The following is a 16983-nucleotide window of genomic DNA, read 5'->3' on the forward strand; positions in this document are numbered from 1 at the left end:
TTTTTACAAAACTCACAGAATATAAAGTACGCTAAATTAATTCTCGCGTAAGCAAAAGAGATATTTTCTCTGACATAGAGAAATTAAAAACATCCTACAAATATGCAACGCCTAAAAATTTATTCCCGCATCATAATTAGTTGCAGTGGGTCTAATCGAACATACCAAGGCAATGGCCTGTCTTTGAATTCAACCCATTTTTCTTTATAAAGTTCTACTTGTAGATGGTAATCATCAGAACCTTTGGGTGGTTCATGTAACTTAATATAAACTGTTGTTCTGTGCTGTGTTTCACTCGTTTCCACTAACCAGCAGGGAAAGGTATTATGCTGATGCGGCTGATTTAAGAAGCTGATTTGATGAGCGCGAATACCTACAAAAGTTAAGGGTTCTGGGATAGATTCAATCACATTGAGGGTACATTCCCAGTCTAATGCTTCTATTGTGTGTGAGTTAATCAACCTAGCAGGAGAAAAGTTTTTGCACTCCGTGACTTGAGCAACTGTATATGTTGGTGGTCTCTCAAATATATCTTCTTTCGACCCATAGGCGATCGCTTGTCCTTGGGAAAGGACTAAAATATTGCCACAAACCCGATAAGCTTCTTCTAATTTGTGGGTAATAAACAAATTTATCCCCTCGTACCTAGAGATTACCTTAACGAGCAACTTTTCAATCTGATCTCGCAAATAACTATCTAAGGCTGAGAGAGGTTCATCTAAAAGTAAGGCTTCTGGCTCACTCACCAAGGCTCTAGCTAAGGCTACTCGCTGCTGTTGTCCGCCAGAAAGTTGATGCGGGTAACGGTCTCCTAATCCTGTCAACTGCATCATATCTAAATATTTTGCCACACGCTTGGGGCGTTCTGTTTTGGGAAAATTTTGCAGGCCAAAGCCAATATTTTGCGCTACCGTCAGGTGAGGAAACAAAGCATAATTTTGAAACACGAAACCAACTCGACGCTGACGACTAGGAATATTAATTCCTCGTTCGCTATCAAATAAGACTCGCTTATTCAAAACAATTCTTCCTTGAGTAGGAGTTTCTAATCCTGCAATGCAACGTAAAGTCATGCTTTTACCAGAACCAGAAGCACCTAACAAGCCTAAAGGATTTTTATCTGCGGTAAAGTTAACATCTAGCGTAAAATCCGGTAACTTTTTGTGTAAGTTAACTAAAAGTTCTGGCTCTGACCTGGGAAAACCTGAATATCCACTATTTTCTGGCGATAATCTTTGATATGAGGAATCATTTTCCGAAATTGCTACATCTTGAAATTGACCAAAAATCAGAAAATTCAAGAGTTTTTTAGTAAAAGTATTAGTTTTTATCTTCAGCGATTTTGAAGGACGCTGAGCAGTAGACCAAGAGTTAATTGCTGCAATTACGCCCAAAGAAATCGCCACCATCACCAATACCCAAATCAATGCTTTACGCATATTTCCTGCTTCTGCCGCAAAAAAAATGGCGATGGGTATGGTTTGCGTTTTACCCGGAATACTCCCAGCCAGCATTAATGTTGCCCCAAATTCACCTAAAGCTCTAGCAAAAGAAAGAATTGTACCACCAACAACACCAGGCCAAGCCAATGGTAAAATAATTTGCCAAAATATCTTCCATTCTGGAGATCCCAAAGTACGGGCACTGTTGAGAAAATCAATTTCGACTTGCTCAAAGGCTGCTAGCACTGTCTTATACATTAAGGGAAAGGCAACCACGGTAGACGCAATTACTGTTGCTGGCCAAGAGAAGATCAGATTTACTCCTACTCTCATCAAAAGTTGACCAACTGCACTGTTGATACCAAATAACAGTAGTAACAAGAAACCTACCACTGTGGGTGGTAAAACCAGAGGTAAGGTTAAGATACCATCTATCAAACCTTTACCTTTACCTTGGTAGTTCAGCATCCACCGAGCAACGATGATTCCCGAAAAAAAAGCAAAGATTGTGGCCACCAAAGAGGTTTTAAGGGAAATCCATAAGGGGGATAAATCAGTTTCCATTTGATCAAATGCTTGCTGGTAACTGCTGTTGGGGCTATGTATAGTAGGGAATAGAAAACAGTGATAATTATGGGTTGAGGGGAGTAAATCCGTATTTCTTAAATACTGGTTTTGCAGCATCGCTAGAAAGAAATTGGACAAATTCTTTAGCCGCTTCTTGATTTTGACTGCGTTGAATGACTGCTATCGGATAGATGATGGGTTTATGACTGTCTTTTGGTGCAGTTGCCACTACTTTTACTTGGTCTGAACTCTTAGCATCTGTAGCATAGACAATACCTGCATTAACGTTTCCAGTCTCTACGTAAGATAAAACTTGACGTACATCTTTGGCAAAGACAATTTTCGGTTTGATAGCATCATATAGTTTTAGAGCCGTCAAGACTTCCTGGGCGTATTGTCCTGCGGGTACACTTTCGGGGTCGCCAATGGAAAATCTTTGGACTTGATTACTGGTTAAGTCTTGAAAGTTGGAGATACCAGTAGTTTTTTGAGAGGTTATTAAAACAACTTCATTTCCTAACAAATCTTTGCGAGTACCTGGAAGTAAAAGATTTTTTTCAGCTAAAGCCTTCATTTGTTTCTCAGCCGCTGAAATGAAGACATCAACCGGCGCTCCTTGTTCAATTTGCTGTTGTAGAGAGCCGGAACTACCAAAGTTATAAATAATTTTAGTGTTTGGGTGTTTTTCTCTGTATATAGGCTCCATCGCTTTCATGGCATCTTGCATACTAGCAGCTGCTGATATTGTCAGTTCTGTTGCTTGAGCCTGTGGGGATGAGGTTGCATCAGGAGTGTTGCTTGCGACCTGATTACAACCTACTACTGCTAAGAATGACACCAATATCCAGGCTGTCAGGCTTAAAAAACGTTTCCTTTTCATCGTGCAACCTCTAATTTTTCATAGAATACCAACTCATTGCTGTTGTTTACCAGCTTTTACAGTATAAAGTTGGTATAGCACTTTTAGTCAATTCCAGATGTCAACTAGCGATCGCATTCATTCAAAATCAGTCCAAGGAAAGTTTTATGAGCCTCATAAATTCGCCAATAATACTACTATACAAGCAACTAAATTTATTCTAATTTAGTTGCTTTTGATACATTTTTTTAAATTAACTCAGCATAAAATTAATACCAACTAAGTTGGTTGCGGATCATGGTAGATAAGCAATATTTGCTTCTCTGCAAACTTTTTTACCAACCTTTTCAGCTAAAATCCCGCGTAACTTGACGTTTTAAAATCTACAATATTACGCCAAGTAAAACTATACAGATGTAAACCAAAATGGCATTAGAATCTGATTTTTTAGCGAATTTATCTGATTTTCTCTATCCTCAGAGCAGTTATTATGGTCAATTCCAGCCAGAGTATTTAGCATTTAACGCTAATTTACAGGAATTTGCTCAAAGAGTAAGCTACATTAGCAGTCTACAAACTGGCGGTAAGCTGTCTCCCGATGAAGCTTACCAACAAATAAAAATGCTTTGGAAACAATTAAAACATAGCAAAAAGCAACTGAAAATTAACTAGTTTTTTCATATTTTTTATATTAGGCACAGGAGACAAAAAGTATTTGTGCGATCGCCTTACAGCAACATCTGCAATCAGTGCTAAGTTGCAACAGTTAGATTTACTAACTTTGCATACTAAGAGATGTTTCAAAATCAAAAAGCAAGTTGGGTTAAGTGCAGGGCAACAAAGCAATGCATTTTTTTATTTATCCTGTGAAAAGACGCTTTGCTTCTAAGTTCTTCAACCCAACTTACATTTATATTAAAATATTTCCTACTGTAAGACTCGATGCTTTTTAGACCATTGCCAAGCCATGATACAAGATGCGCCAACTAGAAAAAGGCCTGAAACTGATGGTTCTGGGACTTTGGTAATTACCAACGTAAGGTTATCTGCATAAGCGTCGTTAACTCGTCCCCGGACATGGTTCATATTCAGTAATACATTAACTTGACGTGTCCCTACAGGTACAAAACCATCTACTGACTGTAAAGACAAGCCGGTGATATTGTTTCTCTCGGCTGCGGTTGGTGATGCAATATTAGCAATTCCTAAAGGCTGATTAGCTTGATTAAGGAAAGTTATTTCTAGTTTGGCATTATCTTCATCATCTGTATATCCACCTAACCAACCACTTAAATTAAATGCACCTCTACTAGCATCAATGATAGAGGAGAGACTAGTGAGATCAATTAATTGTGAAGCACTTGAAGAAGCTCTTTCACCACCACCATAAAATAGTTTGTTACCGCGATCGCTTGGCCCAGGACTATCTGCATCAGGTAGTCCTCTTACTAAAACAACATTACCAAAAGCATTGGTAAACTCAAAACCTGTTGCACCATATTGCAATACACTAAAATCACCAGTTGTATTCCAGATAGGAATAAAAGGTATATCGTCTCCAACTGCGTTACCAATAGGGTCTCCTTCCCCTTGTTCTGCATCACCATTCACAATTAAATTTTGTCCCAATGTTGCTGCATGAATAGGGCTAGAAAATACAACAGTAGATGCTATTCCTGCTACTATGGCAAAACATACTTTCGTGGTTTTTTGCGATAAGGAAGATAACTGATTCATAATTTTTCTGTAACTTTGATAATCAAAAAAGTCTTGATAGGTTTTCATAAGTTGTGGGCTTTATTGCTAAACATTGCCCAGTTTCATTTGTTGTTTTTTGGTAGTAGCTAATTTCTTCTTAATCAAAAAAGCTACTCCCATAGCAAACATAATTCCACCTGTACTTTGATGTTCAGGAACAGAGGTAGTAGGCGCACTAAACCCATACTTAGCCAAAATTTCTTGTCCCTCTGATGACAGGATGTATGCAGCTAATTTTTCACCATCAGGATCAGCATCTTTGAGTATGGTTAGTCCATAATTAGCCTTAGTAGCTAAGTAGTCAGGTAACTCTAATATTTGCAATTCTTGGTTAATTGCCTGGGCTGCCGTCCCACTGGTGTAATAGGCTAAAAAGATATCTGCTTGCTGAGTTTCTTCGAGAAAGTAAATTAAATTATTTTTGTCGTCGGGAACCTGGGGAGCATCAGGATTCCCACCGACTAACTGTAAAGCTTTATCCTTGAGAATTTGAGAGCTACCAGGTTTAACCTGATCAGCCTTATCAAATATTTGCCATGCATAGTCCCCAGACGGATCTGCTCCAGGTGTTGAAGTTCCTACCTTGATTGCAGGGTTTAGCAAGAAGTCCAATAGATTATCTGATGTGACACCAAGTAAATCTGGTCTGATAATTGCAGTCATCCGGTTACTAGTGAAGTTTACTACAGACCCGCTTAAACCTGCTGCAAATAATCTCTCAGGATTGTTAGTATCTGCACTAGTAAAAATATCTGCGGATTTCCCTGTTTCTGTAAATTCTTTCTCAATACGTTCTCGTGTTAAACCAGATGGGCCAAATTGCGTCTCTACCTTAATTCCATACTTCTGTTCAAAAGATTGAGCAACTTCTGAGATGCTATTACGTAAACTTCCAGCCCCGTAAAGAGTGACAGCAAAAGCTTGAATTGGCAGCATGATATTGACAGTACAAACTGCCAATAAAAAGGCAAAAAAATCCTTCTTCATGATTTACAGTTCTGTTGTTATTACTATTTAGCTAATCGCTTGTAAGCCTTGCTGACTATAAATTTTGGACACGGTTCAACCACACACTTTAGCTATCAACAGTTACAGATAAACTTTGATATGTGCGTGTTTTTTCGATTACAGCAGATATTACCAATTTTATTGGTAAATAGCAATAAAGGTGTGTAGTGAAATTATGACTTTATAAAACCAGACTTAGCCTTTCACGCCTTTTAAGCAGGGATATTACTGTTTTTACGTAAAAAAAATTACAAACAATATTTTTATCTCAATACGTTTCAGTTAAGCATTTATTTCTTCTCTCTGCGTCCTTGGCGTTCTTGGCGGTTCGTTAAAAAAATGACTTTGACAAAGAGTTTTAGCCTTAACTGAACTGTATTGATTTTTATCTGGCTATTTTTTACCAGATAAAGTTGGTAAATTATGATTTTATTTATACACAGTAATCTGTAAAAACTAACTGTAGTATGGCTATCTCTAACGCTACCAAGCTGACAAAATTAGCTATGGTAGCATTAGTTAGTTAAGGTATGTCCTGATTGGTAATCATCTCAGGTAAGCGATTGAAGTTATTGGCTTGCAATTTTACCCAGACAAAAAAGGGAATTGCTAGTAACTGAGTAGCTGAGGAAAAAACAATGAGGGTAATCAAGGAATGATCGTATAAAATACCCATCAAGGCACTACCAATAAACCAAGATAAACCATAACCTGTACTAAATATTCCATAAGCAGTAGCACGTTTACTCTTAGGCACCATGCCAGCGATCGCAGCTTTAAGGACTGATTCTTGCGCTCCCATACCGATACCCCAAAATGCCATGCCTAATAAAGCCAAGCGGGTATCACCTAAAAATACTAATGGCGCAAACAAGGACGAAACAAAGGCTGCAACCACTAAGATGTAAATTCCAATGCGGTCAAAGAAATATCCAAATATTAGGGCTGCGATCGCATCTACACCCATCGCTAAAGCATAAAACAAAGGAATTGTTTGCCCAGAAGCAATGCCTCCCTTTTGGAAATGAAAGGCAATCAAGGGAAAATCGGCATAACCGGCAGCAATAATCGCTACTGCACCCAGGTAAATCCAAAATATTCCCGGTAATTTATCTGATTTATCTTCCTCAATCTCTTCTTCAAAATCACTGGGATTCGGATAAATAAATTGTAAAATTAACAACACAATCAATCCCAAAACCGCAGGCACTATCAAGACTGTAAAGGCATTGCGATATTCACCTTGGAAATAAACCATTGCAGCTACCGCCACAGGCCCCATCACTGCACCGGTTTGATCCATTGCCTCATGCAGACCAAAGCCAAAACCTCTGCCGATTTGACTGACACCGTGGGATAACAACGCATCTCTTGGAGGAGTACGAATTGCTTTACCTGTGCGTTCCGCCATCATCAAACCAGCAGCAGTTTCCCATCTGCCAGTTAGAGCTAATAATGGTACAACTGCTGTGTTCAAAATGTAGCCTAAAGTTGTAATCCCCCAATACTTGCCCGTCTGGTCGCTGAGATAACCGATGAATAAGCGCAAACCATAGCCAATCAATTCTCCAAAGCCAGCTACTAAACCTACCACAGTGCCGCTAGCACCTAAAACCTGTAAATAAGCTCCTGTAATACTACGCGCTCCTTCATAAGTGGCATCAGCACAAAGGCTGACAAAACCCAGTAAAATCACGAACCTCAACGCGGCCGACTTCTGTGGCATACTCGGTGCTTAATAATTAGACATCTCCACATTGAAGCATGGGATCTAGAACAACAGTTGGCTTTGCGTGAAAGAAAATATTGGGTTCACTCTTGTAAGAGTAGAGTAGATAATTGCTCTGTTGAATATAAATGTATTCTCAAAGTTTTAGCAGCACAAACAAAAATATCACTTGGCGCACCCTGCTCAATTTGTTGCTGCAAAGCACCGGACGCACCAAAGTCATGGCTGATGTTAACATTAAATTTACTTTGTTGGTCAAAAAGTTGTGATTTTTGCCATCACATCTTTTATAGTGGCTGCCGCAGACACTAATAAATTCGTGTTTGGCCATGCTACTACAGGCAATGAGGCTGAAAAATCGTCTTCTTTTCTTACAAAAAGCAGATTAGGTAAACTTTTTGCGTAGAATCAAAACTTGATGGGATTCTGACTTTTCACGTTATGTGGAAAAGTCCACCAAAAACCTAACCCCCTAACCTCCTTCCCGACGCGGGAAGGAGGAAAATTCAAAGTCTCTCTCCTAAAAGAAGAGAGATTTAGAGAGAGGTTTTCCAGATGCCGTGAAAAGTCAGGATGGGACTTTACCAAAATTATTCAAAATAACCAATAAAATTGGTAATATTATGCCAAGAAAAGAACAAGGATGGGTTACATTTCAAACATCTGAAGAAGAGCGCAAAATTTTAGAGGAATTTTGTCAACACTCTCAACGCACAAAGACAGAAATTCTTCGAGAATTAGTACGCAGTCTAGATGGACATACTTCATCGTCTCCACCACCAATACCAACCAAGTTCAGAGAAAAGAAAAATGCTGATTCTTTGGAAGTAGAAACTATTGCCCCCAAGCGACCTCTTAAAGTCAGTTCTCGCAATATTCTCAAAGGTGTCGTGAAACAAGTTGTGAGAGGAGAAGTTAGCACTCAAGTAACATTAAGGGTTGTGCATGAAGTTGAGTTAACTTCAATTATTACTACAAACGCAGCAGACGAGTTAGAAATAATCGAGGGTACAGAAGCTTATGCGGTGATCAAGTCTAATGATATTGCTATTGCTAAGGATTAAAAAATGCTCAATTTGATTTTTTCGTGCAATTTTCATACCTGAAAGATGTTAAGGATATCTTTTTTGACTAAACCAACATAAATAGGTCATCAGTAAAATATTGATCGCAGCGATATTCTGTTTTCGATGCTGCGTAGGCGCTAGCTTGTCGTAGACATCGCACACAACATAATTTTGCCTGAAATCAAAAAAGGCGATCGCCCATTTTGATATCCTTTAACTTGAAGTTTTGTCTAAGGTGTCATTATCTGCCAGATTTCTGTTCAAGTTGGCTAAATAGATAAGGATATAAAAGCTATTCTTTTGTGGCAAACTTTACTTTTTTTACGAGATTTTTCGGTAACAATTCTTCAGCGTAATGAATAACATAGTAGTAATTTTTACTTTAAAATCAATGTTATTCGACTTTTACAAGCTTGCTAAAGAAGTTGCTCTAGACACTCACGCACTACTAAATCGGGTAAGGCATGACGGCAAAGATTATTTGGGTGAAGTATTTGTTCAAGATAGCTATGGTTGTTTATGGAAAATCAAAGTTCGTTACACAGGAAATCGTAAACGTTACCTTAAAATTAGTTCTCAATCTGGTAAATCGCGTCATATAAGGGCATCGGCTGACAACCATAAGCCAGGTGAATACCTCCAAATTGCACCTAACGAGTGGGAAAGCTTTTATCGACTAGCTAATAATGAGCAACAATTTTATAAATGTACTCAAAACATTTTGGATAGATTAGTACGATAAGCTAAAGATTCAATAGTAAAATGTAAAACAACTAAAGGCGGCACCCGGATTTGAACCGGGGGATGAAGGTTTTGCAGACCTCTGCCTTACCACTTGGCTATGCCGCCGTAACTTGGTTTTTCCTAAACTACACTAGCTGAGTAACTATGTAGGTGTTAACTAAATAATAATAGCATAAGCTCATAAGGTAAACATATATAGGTTAACCAAATATTTTGGTAATCTTCAGACAAACGCTTGGTAGACGGCACAAACTGGTAAATACATTCCATAGACCACCAGATTCATCAAATCTACCAGACTCGTAAACAGCAACTCTTGTTCGTATTGACGTTTGTTGTAAATGTGAATATTTAATTTATCGGCGAAAATTTAAAAATGTGTTTTATCAGTTTTCGCATGATCACACTGATGGGACTTTTCTCTACAAAACCATCAAATAGAGGAGATAGCATAAGTAAAATTTGAAACTTTTGAGCAGTTATAAAATCTTTGTCTTCCTCTGACTTCTGTCTATTTAACTTCTGTAATTTGTAGCGTATAAGGGAAATACTTGCCTTTTTCGTAGGAACCCACCCAAACTTGATATTTTCCGGCTAGCCATTCACCAACTATACCGGGATTTTTGCCATCAAAATCGTCATTACACCAAGTACCACCAGGCCCTTTGATCATAATGGTTGTGTCTTGAGGACTTTGCACTTGCAGTTTCAAGTAGTCAAATTTACTTGTTAATGCCAAGGTGTGGTCTGGTGTTTCGTCTACAAATCCGGTACATGGGCCCGTAGCTGTTTCAGACTTCCCAGCAATTTGGTTACTAGATTCTGAGCCGCCACTCATCCCTTTAAGTATCCAAGGGTCTGGGGAAAATTGCTGATTGATAGTGATATCTCCAAATATTGGTGACGCTTCTTGAGCATTAGCTACGACATGACTTGCCGATGTGCAGCAGAGTGTAACTAACGACAACGATAATCTGATTCCTCTATTTAGGGCTGTTTTCGACATTGTGATTACATTAATTTCTCAGTGTTTTGAAAGACATCAATTTTACACACCAAGTTCCCAACATAAGAGTAATTAACTAATTTTTCCAAATAGTGAAGATGAAAAACCAAGCCCCCATGATGGCAATTACCTCAAATGGCGTGGTTTTCCACATAAAAGTTGTCCAACGACAGTTATATTGCTTTAGTAAATGATTTTTGAAAGCAATATATGAAATTCAGCCAAATCTTAAACCATCTGGCCGACATTGCTATCGAGCATAGCCTGACTGTAAACCAAGACTATGACCCGGAAATTACAGGATTAGCTGCCCTAGACGACGCTACAAGTGGTACTCTTAGCTACGTGGAAGGGGCAAAATTTTCATCCCTTGTGGGTACAACAAATGCTAGTGCTTTAATATTGCCCCAAGACAAAACATTACAATTACAAGCACAAGAAAGAGGTATTGCTTGGATAACTACACCAGATCCGCGGTTGCTATTTGCTAAAGCGATCGCCTTATTCTATCAACCATACCGCCCAACCCCAGAAATACATCCCACGGCTGTAATTCATCCTACGGCAAAAGTTGGTAACGATGTTTATATCGGTGCCCATGTTGTAATTCAACAAGGGGTGGAAATTGGCAATGGTGCAATTATTCACCCGAATGTAGTGATTTATCCAGGCGCTACAATAGGCGATCGCACTACCTTACACGCTAACTGTACCATCCACGAACGCACCCAAATCGGTGCAGATTGTGTAATTCATAGTGGAACTGTCATTGGTGCAGAAGGTTTTGGTTTTGTGCCTACCCGCACAGGGTGGTTCAAAATTGAACAATCCGGTCGTACCGTGATCGAAGATAGCGTAGAAATTGGCAGCAATAGCGCTGTTGACCGTCCAACTGTGGGTGAAACACGAATAGGCAGCAGTACCATAATTGACAACTTAGTACAAATCGGTCACGGTTGCCACATAGGTTCTGGCTGTGCGATCGCAGGTCAAGCCGGCATGGCAGGAGGCGTAGAATTAGGGAATCGCGTGATTTTGGCAGGACAGTCAGGAATTGCCAATCAGGTAAAAATCGGCGACGGAGCAATTGCCTCTGCTAAAGCCGGAATTCATCACGATGTTGCACCAGGAGAAATTGTCTCTGGGATGCCAGCAGTTTCTCACAAAATATATCTCAAGGTATCTGCTATATATAACCGCCTACCAGAAATGTATCAAACGTTCAAACAATTGCAACGCAAACTCAATAATGATTAATGAGACAAGGGCGCTATTAAATCTGAAAAATTAGCAGTTACTAAAATCAACATCACATTCAGCAGCCGATATTTCAAAATCAGGCTGCTTAATCATAAATACTTTGTACTCCAAAAACTAAAATCCTAATTTTTCCAGTACTGGTTTTGTAGAAACAATGTGGCGTTCTAACCCCAGTTCTTTGGGACTAACTCCTAACGCCAAAGCAATTAACTGAGGTAAATGCAGTATTGGTAAACCTAGCCTCTGCTCAATTACCTTTTCCACCTCTGGTTGACGCGAATCTAAATTCAGATGGCACAGAGGACAAGGAGTAACTATACAGTCAGCACCAGCCGCTAAAGCTTCTTGAATGTGCATCCCAGCCATTTTGAAAGATTGGGTAGTAGCGTAACTAGAAAGAGGCCAACCACAGCATTGGGTACGGCCACGGTAATAAATCGGCGTTGCACCCACCGCACGAAACATATTTTCCATTGCTTCTGGGTGGAAGGGGTCATCGTCAGGCGTAGATTTTTGAGCCCGGAGGAGATAGCAGCCATAGAAAGCTGCACATTTTAATCCAGCCAACTTACGAGTGACACGTTGGGAAATTTCTTCTAAACCGTAATCTTTAACTAAAGCATAAAGGAGATGTTTAACTTCAGTACTACCGCGATAAGGTAAACAGCTTTCTTTATGCAGCAAGCCATTTACCTGCTCAATGTAGGCAGGGTTAGTCTTTTGACATTCTTTTAGACGTTCATCAACATGACCAATCACACCCTGACAGGTGCTGCAATGAGTCAGTAGAGGTAGATTTAATTCTTCTGCTAAAGCGATATTTCTAGCATTAACAGTATCTTCCAGTAATTGGGAATCTTCTTTAAACGTCCCAGAACCGCAGCAAGCAGCTTTTTTGAGTTCAATTAATTGAATACCCAATGCTTTAGTTAGGGCTTGAGTTGACTGGTGAAGTTCCCTGCAAGCTCCTTGAGCAACACAACCAGGGAAGTAAGCGTATTTTAGTGTGTGAGATAGCATATAAGTATGTTTGGATTAGGGCAGCCGCCCCCGACAACAATATAACAATTCTTCAGGTGACTGTTTTATCATTCTTAACAAGTGACACTCATAAGGGAATGTATCTTTATTTGGACATTCACCCCCAAATTTAGTAACAATTGGTAGACAGAAGCATTTATGCACTGTGCTGTGCGATCGCATAGCTGATTCTAATGACCAAACTTGCCCTTCTAGAGCAAGTATTGGACATTTTTTTGATAAAAATGCTTTGGCAACATACTAACTATCGAATAGCGCCTCCTAGTACCCAACTGCTCTTTGAGGAGTTGTCCCGTTTTGAAAAGAAAAGGGAAAAAGGTTTTCCTCTAGAAAAACCCTTGCTAGTATACGGGCGATCGCGCTTTCCGATAAGATGTATATGCTCAAAAGCACGTCGCCCGTAAACAGCAGATAGTAGCAACTGGTCAAGGACTTTTATCTATGAGCCAAACAGAAATTTTTGACAAGGTTAAAAAGATCGTCGCCGATCAACTCAGTGTTGAGGCTGAAACCATTACGCCTCAATCCAATTTTGCCAACGATCTAGGGGCAGATTCCTTAGATACCGTTGAATTAGTCATGGCTTTGGAAGAAGAATTTGATATCGAAATTCCTGATGAAGCCGCCGAAAAGATTACAACGGTTCAAGAAGCGGTGGATTACATCAACAACAAAGTTGCTGCATCCGCCTAAAAAATCGAGTTCTGAGTCCTGAGGAGCCAGCGAGCAGTTCAAAAGAGGTTTCCCTTTTGCAAGAAATTGCGGTGCTGCGGGTAGGTTAGCCTGACCCAAGCGACTGGTGAAAGTGTTGTCTGACTTGAGGAGGCAGTGCCCTAAGCGTAGCTATGCCGCAGGCTTTACGGCGCTGCTTCCTCAGGACTTGGAACTCAGCACTGTATTTTCTTGTTTAGATAGCAGCTTTCTCGCCACCTTTAACTGAGTCATGACAGATTATAAACGTAAACGCGTTGTTGTAACTGGTGTTGGCGCGATTACACCTATTGGTAACACACCAACAGAATATTGGGAAGGATTATTAAGTGGGCGTAATGGCATTGACAAGATCACCTCATTTGATGCATCTAGCCATGATTGCCACATTGCTGGTGAGGTGAAAAACTTCGATCCTCATGATTACATGGATCGCAAAGAAGCCAAGCGTATGGATCGATTTGCCCAATTTGGGGTATCGGCTGCCAAACAAGCCGTATTGGACTCGAAATTAGTCATTAATGAACTAAACGCCGAACAGATAGGGGTGATAATTGGTTCTGGGATTGGCGGCATTAAGGTCTTGGAAGACCAGCAAACAATCTACCTAAACCGTGGCCCCGATCGCTGTAGCCCATTCATGATTCCAATGATGATTGCCAATATGGCTGCTGGGTTAACGGCAATTCACACTGGTGCTAAAGGGCCAAATACCTGCGCTGTAACTGCCTGTGCAGCTGGTTCCAACGCCATCGGAGATGCTTTTCGCTTAATTCAAGGAGGCTATGCCCAAGCGATGATTTGCGGGGGGTGCGAAGCGGCAGTTACACCCTTGTCTGTGGCAGGATTTGCCGCAGCAAGAGCGCTTTCGACTCGCAATGATGACCCGGCTCATGCTTGCCGTCCCTTTGACCGCGATCGCGATGGCTTTGTCATGGGTGAAGGTGCAGGAATTTTGATTTTGGAAGAAATGCAACATGCCATTAGTCGCGGCGCTCGCATTTATGCCGAGATGGTCGGTTATGGCATGACCTGTGATGCATACCATATCACCTCCCCAGTTCCCGGTGGAGAAGGAGCTGCCAGAGCCATACAACTGGCCCTGAAGGACGCAGGAATAACCCCAGAACAAGTCAGCTACATCAACGCTCACGGCACTAGTACCCCGGCTAATGATTCAACTGAAACCGCTGCGATGAAAAAAGCTTTGGGCGAACATGCCTACAAGGTAGCGATTAGCTCAACTAAATCTATGACTGGTCATTTATTGGGTGGTTCTGGTGGTATCGAAGCAGTCGCAACTGTACTGGCGATCGCTAATGATCAAATTCCCCCAACTTTGAATCTCGAAAATCCCGATCCAGAATGTGATCTAGATTACGTTCCTAATCATAGTCGCGCTCAAATAATTGAAGTGGCACTATCCAATTCTTTTGGATTTGGTGGCCATAATGTGACTCTAGCCTTTAAAAAATACCCCTAAAATTTCAAATTTTGCCACTGGTCAACTCCGCTAAAACTAAGGCGTGAAAAGTATCATAGATATCATTCCCTGATAAACTAGGCGTTCAATATGACCAAATTATCAGCTTGATTTATCACCAGAAACTCAGGAGATCCCGCTTGTAGATCAACAATCCGGAATGGGATGATGAAGATACTGCGGGGGAATCTAAAAACAACCCCGGCAAGAGTGAAAGCTACGAAGAGTACTAACCCGTCGTTAAGAACAAGAGATTATGGCTGTTGCAACCCAATCCCTCGAAGAACTTTGTATTAACTCGATTCGCTTTTTGGCTATTGATGCCGTAGAAAAGGCAAAATCGGGACACCCAGGACTGCCGATGGGCGCGGCTCCGATGGCTTTCGTACTTTGGGATCGCTTTATGCGATATAACCCCAAGAATCCTAAGTGGTTCAACCGCGATCGCTTTGTCTTGTCTGCTGGTCACGGCTCGATGTTGCTGTATGCCCTGCTTTATTTGACAGGCTTCGACAGCGTGAGTATTGAAGATATCAAGCAATTCCGTCAGTGGGAATCCAAAACCCCTGGACACCCCGAAAACTTCATGACCCCCGGCGTGGAAGTCACCACAGGCCCCCTAGGTCAAGGAATTGCCAATGGAGTCGGTTTAGCGATCGCAGAAGCGCACCTTGCCGCCAAGTTTAACAAACCCGATGCCAAAATTGTTGACCACTACACCTACGTAATTTTAGGTGATGGTTGCAATATGGAAGGAATTTCCGGTGAAGCTTGTTCTTTTGCAGGGCATCTGGGACTAGGCAAATTAATTGCTTTGTACGACGACAACCACATCTCTATCGATGGTTCTACAGATGTAGCATTCACCGAAGATGTTTCTAAGCGTTTTGAAGCTTATGGTTGGCACGTTCTGCACGTTGAAAATGGTAATACCGATTTAGCAGCGATTGAAAAAGCAATCAACGAAGCTAAAGCTGTCACCGATAAGCCATCCATGATTAAGGTGACAACCACTATTGGTTACGGTTCGCCCAACAAACAAAATACTGCTGGTGTTCACGGTGCTGCTTTGGGTGCTGACGAAATAGCTTTAACTCGGAACAACTTGAAGTGGGAACACGAACCTTTTGTAGTACCCCAAGACGCTCTTGACCATACACGCAAAGCAGTTGAGCGCGGCGCTAACTACGAAGCTGAATGGAACAAAACCTTAGATGCTTACAAAGGCAAATATCCCCAAGAAGCAGCTGAATTTGAGCGTTACATTAGCGGCAAACTCCCCGACGGTTGGGATAAAGTACTACCAACCTACACCCCAGAAGACAAAGGATTACCTACCCGCAAACACTCGGAAACCTGTCTCAACAAAATAGCGGCGGTTTTACCTGAATTGATCGGTGGTTCGGCTGACTTGACTCATTCCAACCTAACCGAAGTTAAAGGCAAAGGCGATTTCCAAAAAGGGCAATACCAAAACCCCAACATCCACTTTGGTGTACGGGAACATGGTATGGGCGCAATCTGCAACGGCATAGCACTGCATAATTCGGGATTAATTCCTTACGGCGCTACCTTTTTGATTTTTACAGACTACATGCGTGCTGCCATCCGCTTATCGGCTCTATCCCAAGCCGGCGTGATTTGGGTGATGACTCACGACTCAATTGGACAAGGTGAAGATGGCCCCACACACCAACCAATTGAAACTCTAGCTTCCTTGAGAGCTATTCCTAATCTCACAGTGATTCGCCCCGCAGACGGGAACGAATGTTCTGGTGCTTATAAAGTGGCAATTGAGAAGGCCAAGCAAAACGATCCAACTCTGTTGGCGTTTACCCGTCAAAATGTTCCAAATTTGGCAGGTACGTCAATTGAAGGTGTAGCGAAAGGTGGATACACAGTATTGGATAGCCAAGGTACACCAGATATCATCCTGATTGGTACTGGTTCAGAATTGAGCCTTTGTGTTACCGCAGCGGAAAAACTTACCAGCGAAGGTAAAAAAGTCCGCGTTGTCTCTATGCCCTCAACTGATTTATTTGATGCTCAGGATGCGGCTTATAAAGAGTCTGTTCTGCCTAAAGCTGTCACCAAGCGGTTGTCTGTAGAAGCTGCTGCTAGTTTCGGCTGGCACAAGTATGTAGGTACCGAAGGCGATACTGTCAGCATTGATCGTTTTGGTGCTTCGGCTCCAGGCGGTGTCTGTATGGAGAAGTTTGGCTTCAGTGTTGATAATGTGTTAGCTAAGGCTAAACAATTGTTGGGTTAATAGCAACTGAATGTTCTCTAATATTTTGAAGTGGGCTGA

General features: G+C 41.1%; 14 protein-coding genes, 1 tRNA gene and 1 pseudogene. 7 read left to right on the top strand and 9 right to left on the bottom strand.

Annotated elements, in window-relative coordinates; all coding sequences use genetic code 11:
* Positions 1-119 precede the first annotated feature (119 nt).
* Positions 120-2006 carry a molybdate ABC transporter permease subunit gene (gene modB, locus I8751_RS04670; protein WP_214438008.1) on the bottom strand — a complete coding sequence of 629 codons (1887 nt, stop codon included), beginning with the start codon at positions 2004-2006 and terminating at the stop codon, positions 120-122.
* Between the two features lie 67 nt (positions 2007-2073).
* Positions 2074-2889: a molybdate ABC transporter substrate-binding protein gene (gene modA, locus I8751_RS04675; protein ID WP_214438009.1), complete on the bottom strand. Its 816-nt coding sequence runs from the start codon at positions 2887-2889 to the stop codon at positions 2074-2076.
* Positions 2890-3294: 405 nt separating this feature from the next.
* Here modA and I8751_RS04680 point away from each other — a divergent pair, with 405 nt between their 5' ends.
* Positions 3295-3540 carry a DUF7219 family protein gene (locus I8751_RS04680; protein ID WP_214438010.1) on the top strand — a complete coding sequence of 82 codons (246 nt, stop codon included), beginning with the start codon at positions 3295-3297 and terminating at the stop codon, positions 3538-3540.
* A gap of 255 nt (positions 3541-3795) precedes the next feature.
* On the opposite strand, the gene I8751_RS04685 is transcribed toward I8751_RS04680, so the two are convergent.
* The 4 genes and pseudogenes from I8751_RS04685 to I8751_RS29465 form a co-directional block, all read right to left on the bottom strand.
* On the bottom strand, positions 3796-4605 hold the full coding sequence (locus I8751_RS04685; RefSeq protein WP_214438011.1) for a PEP-CTERM sorting domain-containing protein: 810 nt from the start codon (positions 4603-4605) through the stop codon (positions 3796-3798).
* Between the two features lie 66 nt (positions 4606-4671).
* Positions 4672-5613, bottom strand: a complete 942-nt coding sequence (locus I8751_RS04690; protein WP_214438012.1) for a molybdate ABC transporter substrate-binding protein — start codon at positions 5611-5613, stop codon at positions 4672-4674.
* A 544-nt stretch (positions 5614-6157) separates the two neighbouring features.
* Positions 6158-7360, bottom strand: coding sequence for an MFS transporter (locus I8751_RS04695; protein WP_214438013.1), 1203 nt, complete (start codon positions 7358-7360; stop codon positions 6158-6160).
* Positions 7361-7506: 146 nt separating this feature from the next.
* Positions 7507-7705, bottom strand: a pseudogene (locus I8751_RS29465) (substrate-binding domain-containing protein); the annotation flags it as partial.
* Between the two features lie 281 nt (positions 7706-7986).
* On the opposite strand from I8751_RS29465, the gene I8751_RS04700 reads away from it, so the two are divergent.
* Both I8751_RS04700 and I8751_RS04705 read left to right on the top strand, forming a co-directional pair.
* Positions 7987-8427, top strand: a complete 441-nt coding sequence (locus I8751_RS04700) for a TOBE domain-containing protein (protein WP_214438014.1) — start codon at positions 7987-7989, stop codon at positions 8425-8427.
* Positions 8428-8785: 358 nt separating this feature from the next.
* On the top strand, positions 8786-9172 hold the full coding sequence (locus tag I8751_RS04705) for a hypothetical protein (RefSeq protein ID WP_214438015.1): 387 nt from the start codon (positions 8786-8788) through the stop codon (positions 9170-9172).
* A gap of 35 nt (positions 9173-9207) precedes the next feature.
* Here I8751_RS04705 and I8751_RS04710 read toward each other — a convergent pair.
* Together I8751_RS04710 and I8751_RS04715 are read right to left on the bottom strand one after the other, a co-directional pair.
* Positions 9208-9279 (bottom strand) — tRNA-Cys (locus I8751_RS04710).
* Positions 9280-9685: 406 nt separating this feature from the next.
* A complete protein-coding gene (locus tag I8751_RS04715; RefSeq protein ID WP_214438016.1) occupies positions 9686-10180 on the bottom strand; it encodes a hypothetical protein in 495 nt (164 codons plus the stop codon).
* Positions 10181-10390: 210 nt separating this feature from the next.
* On the opposite strand from I8751_RS04715, the gene lpxD reads away from it, so the two are divergent.
* Positions 10391-11437 carry a UDP-3-O-(3-hydroxymyristoyl)glucosamine N-acyltransferase gene (gene lpxD, locus I8751_RS04720; protein ID WP_214438017.1) on the top strand — a complete coding sequence of 349 codons (1047 nt, stop codon included), beginning with the start codon at positions 10391-10393 and terminating at the stop codon, positions 11435-11437.
* Positions 11438-11554: 117 nt separating this feature from the next.
* On the opposite strand, the gene I8751_RS04725 is transcribed toward lpxD, so the two are convergent.
* Entirely contained in the window at positions 11555-12460 is a 906-nt protein-coding gene (locus tag I8751_RS04725) for a CoB--CoM heterodisulfide reductase iron-sulfur subunit B family protein (protein WP_214438018.1), read from the bottom strand.
* A 462-nt stretch (positions 12461-12922) separates the two neighbouring features.
* Here I8751_RS04725 and acpP point away from each other — a divergent pair, with 462 nt between their 5' ends.
* The 3 genes from acpP (at position 12923) to tkt (ending at position 16944) form a co-directional block, all read left to right on the top strand.
* The gene (gene acpP / locus I8751_RS04730) at positions 12923-13174 is read left to right on the top strand and encodes an acyl carrier protein (protein WP_214438019.1); all 252 of its coding nucleotides are present in this window, start codon (positions 12923-12925) and stop codon (positions 13172-13174) included.
* Positions 13175-13424: 250 nt separating this feature from the next.
* On the top strand, positions 13425-14675 hold the full coding sequence (fabF, locus tag I8751_RS04735; protein WP_214438020.1) for a beta-ketoacyl-ACP synthase II: 1251 nt from the start codon (positions 13425-13427) through the stop codon (positions 14673-14675).
* A 256-nt stretch (positions 14676-14931) separates the two neighbouring features.
* Complete coding sequence (tkt, locus tag I8751_RS04740; protein WP_214438021.1) at positions 14932-16944, top strand: transketolase; 2013 nt, start codon at positions 14932-14934, stop codon at positions 16942-16944.
* Positions 16945-16983: the final 39 nt, after the last annotated feature.

The sequence above is a fragment of the Atlanticothrix silvestris CENA357 genome, from assembly GCF_016056295.1.
Taxonomy (GTDB): domain Bacteria; phylum Cyanobacteriota; class Cyanobacteriia; order Cyanobacteriales; family Nostocaceae; genus Atlanticothrix; species Atlanticothrix silvestris.

Coding starts and splice junctions, on each gene's coding strand:
- I8751_RS04685 (WP_214438011.1), bottom strand. CDS start 4,605: ATGAATCAGTTATCTTCCTTATCGCAAAAAACCACGAAAGTATGTTTT.
- modA (WP_214438009.1), bottom strand. CDS start 2,889: ATGAAAAGGAAACGTTTTTTAAGCCTGACAGCCTGGATATTGGTGTCA.
- I8751_RS04680 (WP_214438010.1), top strand. CDS start 3,295: ATGGCATTAGAATCTGATTTTTTAGCGAATTTATCTGATTTTCTCTAT.
- lpxD (WP_214438017.1), top strand. CDS start 10,391: ATGAAATTCAGCCAAATCTTAAACCATCTGGCCGACATTGCTATCGAG.
- tkt (WP_214438021.1), top strand. CDS start 14,932: ATGGCTGTTGCAACCCAATCCCTCGAAGAACTTTGTATTAACTCGATT.
- I8751_RS04695 (WP_214438013.1), bottom strand. CDS start 7,360: ATGCCACAGAAGTCGGCCGCGTTGAGGTTCGTGATTTTACTGGGTTTT.
- I8751_RS04705 (WP_214438015.1), top strand. CDS start 8,786: ATGAATAACATAGTAGTAATTTTTACTTTAAAATCAATGTTATTCGAC.
- acpP (WP_214438019.1), top strand. CDS start 12,923: ATGAGCCAAACAGAAATTTTTGACAAGGTTAAAAAGATCGTCGCCGAT.
- I8751_RS04715 (WP_214438016.1), bottom strand. CDS start 10,180: ATGTCGAAAACAGCCCTAAATAGAGGAATCAGATTATCGTTGTCGTTA.
- I8751_RS04725 (WP_214438018.1), bottom strand. CDS start 12,460: ATGCTATCTCACACACTAAAATACGCTTACTTCCCTGGTTGTGTTGCT.
- I8751_RS04690 (WP_214438012.1), bottom strand. CDS start 5,613: ATGAAGAAGGATTTTTTTGCCTTTTTATTGGCAGTTTGTACTGTCAAT.
- fabF (WP_214438020.1), top strand. CDS start 13,425: ATGACAGATTATAAACGTAAACGCGTTGTTGTAACTGGTGTTGGCGCG.
- I8751_RS04700 (WP_214438014.1), top strand. CDS start 7,987: ATGCCAAGAAAAGAACAAGGATGGGTTACATTTCAAACATCTGAAGAA.
- modB (WP_214438008.1), bottom strand. CDS start 2,006: ATGGAAACTGATTTATCCCCCTTATGGATTTCCCTTAAAACCTCTTTG.